The organism is uncultured Microscilla sp. (assembly GCF_947493425.1).
GTDB lineage: Bacteria > Bacteroidota > Bacteroidia > Cytophagales > Microscillaceae > Microscilla.
The window spans coordinates 1-4,242 of sequence record NZ_CANLRP010000315.1 but is presented as its reverse complement, the minus strand read 5'-3'; the positions used below and the strand labels follow the sequence as shown (position 1 = coordinate 4,242).

4 protein-coding genes are annotated in these 4,242 nt (G+C 42.0%); all 4 read left to right on the top strand.

Features of this window, described 5'->3' with window-relative positions; genetic code table 11:
- The coding region (locus tag Q0954_RS33030) for a hypothetical protein (protein WP_299466029.1) at positions 1-1,412 on the top strand (1,412 nt) is incomplete at its 5' end.
- A 4-nt stretch (positions 1,413-1,416) separates the two neighbouring features.
- Positions 1,417-2,058 (top strand): DUF1629 domain-containing protein, encoded by a 642-nt coding sequence (locus tag Q0954_RS33025; protein ID WP_299466026.1) that lies wholly within the window; start codon positions 1,417-1,419, stop codon positions 2,056-2,058.
- 121 nt (positions 2,059-2,179) lie between these two features.
- Positions 2,180-2,869, top strand: a complete 690-nt coding sequence (locus Q0954_RS33020; protein WP_299466023.1) for a hypothetical protein — start codon at positions 2,180-2,182, stop codon at positions 2,867-2,869.
- Positions 2,760-4,190: a hypothetical protein gene (locus tag Q0954_RS33015; RefSeq protein ID WP_299466020.1), complete on the top strand. Its 1,431-nt coding sequence runs from the start codon at positions 2,760-2,762 to the stop codon at positions 4,188-4,190. Before Q0954_RS33020 ends, Q0954_RS33015 begins: the two co-directional genes overlap by 110 nt.
- Positions 4,191-4,242: the final 52 nt, after the last annotated feature.

The window sequence follows — 4,242 nt, the reverse complement described above, 5'->3', positions numbered from 1 at the left end:
CACAAATGAAAATAGGGATTGAGGCTTGGTGGAACGAAAACAAGGGTTGGGTAATTCCTACGGTGATAGGAGTAATATTGGGTGTAACCGCCTTGATAGTGGTGACAGGTGGCGCAGCCATTATGCCCATATTGAGCGCCTTGATGCAAGGGCTTACCGTGATATTTGGGGCAATGCTGGTAGCACAAATTGCCGCCCCGCTGAAAGACTATATAGTAAAAGCGTGGAAGGGCGACAAAAAAGGCGCTTCGCAAAGTTTGGCTCAAGCCTTTGCCGTAGGGCTGACCGAAATTATATTTAACCTTATTTTCAAGGGTTTGGGCAAGCTTTTCAAGCTGATAGGCAAGGGGGCAAAAGCCGCCATGCGTGGAATGAAAAAACTTGCCCAAAGCACGGTAAGACTTACCAAACGCCTCGGCACGGCACTACTCCGCAATGGCAAAGTAGTTTTCCAAGGCTTGAAAAAAGGTGCTTTGAAAGGTTCTAAATCGGTGGGTGGTATGGCGCAGAAGTTGGCGAGGAGGTTTAGGTTTAAGAAGATTACGATTAAAAAAACCAAACAAAGAATAGATGTTTATGGAGAGTTTAATCCTAAGGTACTTGTTTTGACCATTTTCTTTGGAAAGGTAACAGACCATAAGTTTAGAGATTTAGGTGTTCGTTTGAGAAAAGAATTTGCCCTGAGCAGCAAAGGAGGTCGCCCTAAAGAGATAGGGGCATTGAACAAAGGGGGCAACAAAATTATTGTGACTGATGACTTTGCCGAAGAGTTCGCCAAATTGATTAGTAAAGAGCAAAAAGAATATATTAAACGTTTGCGTAAAGCCAATACCCAAGCTGAGAGGGAAGGGATTATTAAGGAGTTGGGGGGTAATAAAGAACCAGCTTGGTTTAGTGATCCCACAATTCCAGAGTCAGTTAAAAATGTAGCACGGAAACGTGGAGACTTGCGGAAAAAATTGAAAACACCAGATGGAGACGAAGGGCATCATGCGTTTACCATATCCAACCTTGGAGAAAGTAAAACTTTACAAGATGCCGTAGAATCAGGGTTTGGTTATAACACAGGGAAGAATGGAGTAAACCTATCAAAATTTAGTAAGACTCTCGACTTGGACGGGGTGCATGCCAGTCACCCTCACTACAGTGAGCAAACACTTGCTCTTGCAAAAAAGTTTGAAGATAATTTTAGTAAATTAAAAGGTTACAATCAGCTCCATGCTCAATTTTTCGCAGATGCAATGGCGCAAAAATTAATAAATACCATCAAAAAAGTGTGTGTAGCCAAAAATATCAAGGTAGATGATTTATTTAAGACAGGTAAAGGGATGGGTAATATCGACCCCAAGAAATTATATGCTCAAGTAATTAAAGATTTAAAGAAAAATGGAATGTTACCACCCAAAAAATAAGAAAATGAAAAAAATAAACTACTATTCCATATCGTATTCCACTAACATCAAAGAAATAGGTACTTGGAAGCAATTAGATCCACCAAGTGAATATTATAATGTACCAAATAACCTCAAAACACTGGAAACAAGAGAGTTTCCTAAAACTACCCCTAACCTAAAAGGGTTTACACTAAAAAACAAAGCTGTATTAACTGATTGTTTAAGCCCTTTTTTTCTTGACCCATCACTTGGACTTTTTATCAGTAAAAAGTTTTTAGAACTCATTAATCTATACAAACTAGAGGGCACAAAAACATATCCTACTACAATTATTACATTTGATGACCTTGTGATAGACTCATATAGCTTCATACATGTAATTCACCAATATTATCAGAACATTGATTACGAAAAATCAATATTTGTAGATTTTTCAGAAGATGACGAACCTGAAGTAAAAATAGATGAAGAAAATAAAGTTTTTTTACCTGACTGTGTAGAACCTCGAAAAATTGTTTTAAAAACTAAAATAGATTTATTTCGTCAGCCTTATGATGTTTCAATTTTAGTATCTGAAGATTTAAGAAAAGCTATAGAAACTGAAGGAATAACAGGAGTAGAGTTTGACGACCGAATAGGTACTGAATTCTACCTAGACGAATAAAATATAAAAACATACAAATTTGGAAAGCTAGACAAAAGTCTGGCTTTTTATATTTTATCTGCGCGGTATTGCCAACCTTATCTCCGCCGCCCGCCGTTCGCCCGACTATTTCTGGGGGCAAATGTCAGAAGAGTTGCTAGGCGCAGATATTACCCAACCTTTGCCAGGCGAAGTAGTGGTAAACAACACCAAAGACGCAGTGAAAACCGCCGAAGAACAAGGCAAAATCACCCAGCAAGACAGCCAAGTACTGAAAAAGACCCAGCTAGAGGCAAAAGATGTAAAGGTAGACCCGGTGGTGCAAAACCCGATACTGAGCCCCGAACTGCAAAAACTGATTGCGGGCTTGCCCGAAGGCAAAGAGCTAGAGTTTGGCGAACAGCCCGACCTCGACCAAAAGAAAAATGTAGAGGAGATAAAACAAGAGGCGGCGGGCGTGGCAAGCACCGAAGCCAAGAAAACTCAAGACACGGGCACCAGCCAAAACAGCACTACTAGTACCGAAACTAAACAACCCCAAGGCAGCACCAAAGAAGGACAAATAGGGCCTTTTGCGGGACCGATGGAACGCTTGGGCTACCTGACGGGCACCATGAAAAAGGCAGTGGCGGAATGGTGGACCAAAAACAAGGTAACCGTCATTATTGGTTTGGTGGCGTGCGGGGCTTATTCTCGCCAACATTGCCACAGGCGGCGCTATTATGGCGGCATTGCCTTTGTTGTTGCAAATTGTAGGCGCCATCTTCACGGGCATTGGTATCTTAGACATGGCCAAACACTTTGGCAAATACCTGAGCCAAGCCTTCCCTGATAAAACTATAGCAGGCGGTGCCAAGAGCCTGGCGCGTGGCTTGGCGGCACTCACCATCGAGCTGATCTTCTCGCTGCTCTTTGGCGGCAAAGCATTGCTCAAGAGCGCCAAGAAAGGCATCAAAACGGTGGCAAAAGGGGGCATAAAAGCAGGGGTGAAAGCGGGCGCCAAAGCCGCTCGCAAAAGTGCGGTGAAAGGGATTAAGAACACCGCCCAAAACTTTAAAGATTTGGGCGGGGTGGCTCGCGACGGTTGGGGTACTTTGATGAAAAACGGCAAGATGATCTTCAAAGGTGCCAAACGCGGGGTGATTAGCGGCGCTAAAACGTTGGATGATGTAGCGAAGAGGCTGGCGAAGAAGTTTCGATTTAAGAAGTTTAAGATTGCCATTAAAAATAAGCGTTTTAAGCTGTATGGAGAGTTTAATCCTTGGGTTTTGTTGGCGGATGGGACGATGCAGTATTATAATAACAACCAAGTAACTCGTGCAACTGGTAACAGTGGAAACTATCGCTTAGCCGAAAAAGTAAATGTAGGTGGAGTGGACGGAATGATTGTAGGGGGGAGCAAAACAGCCAGTAAGGATGTATTAGAATTGCAAAGACAACTTCCTCATTTAAATAGCATTGCTACTGCTAGAGGAATCCCTAAAAATGAAATTTTAGATTTGTATGAGTTTTTAGGACCACAAGGCATTAAGTACTTAGGTAAAAACATGAGTGACATCGATGAAGTAGTAGCTGCGTTTAAGGCTGTAAGGTTAGAAAAGTTGGATGGAGGACATAGTGTATTTAGTCATGGACCTCACATAACAGCTTCTAAACTTAAAAATAGACTTGGAAAAGGATGGGTACCAGAAGGATGGAACAAGCCGAGAAGGTGGTCACCTACTGCTGGCTCTTCTAAATTTAAAAGTTTTAAGGATTGGACGGACACAAGGGATAAAATATTTGATGCAGTATTGGCAAAATATGGTTTTGACCCAAGGTTAGGTCCCCCTCCTTCTGGAGCCACTATTGCCCCAAGAGTAACCATCAAACACAAACAACCCATTGGCTCAAATATTATAGGTAACAGAGGTACCAGACATAAGTCACAGGTGAAACCTTTGCCTGGTGGTAAGGTGGAGCAATATTTCCCACCAACACCAGGAGCACCAACACCACCAGGCGTCTTAAACTGGCATGGAAGGTTGTCAGAAGCTACCCATAATGCCAAGGAGTTTACCCAAAGTGGAAATCCACAGCAAAAATGGCTTTATCCTGATAATATTAATGGAGGAGGAACACAATACACTACTAGTGTACCAGGCAATAAATAAATGTGGAATTAATTATTATCTTTGTGTGAGCAAAATTTAGCAATAATGAACA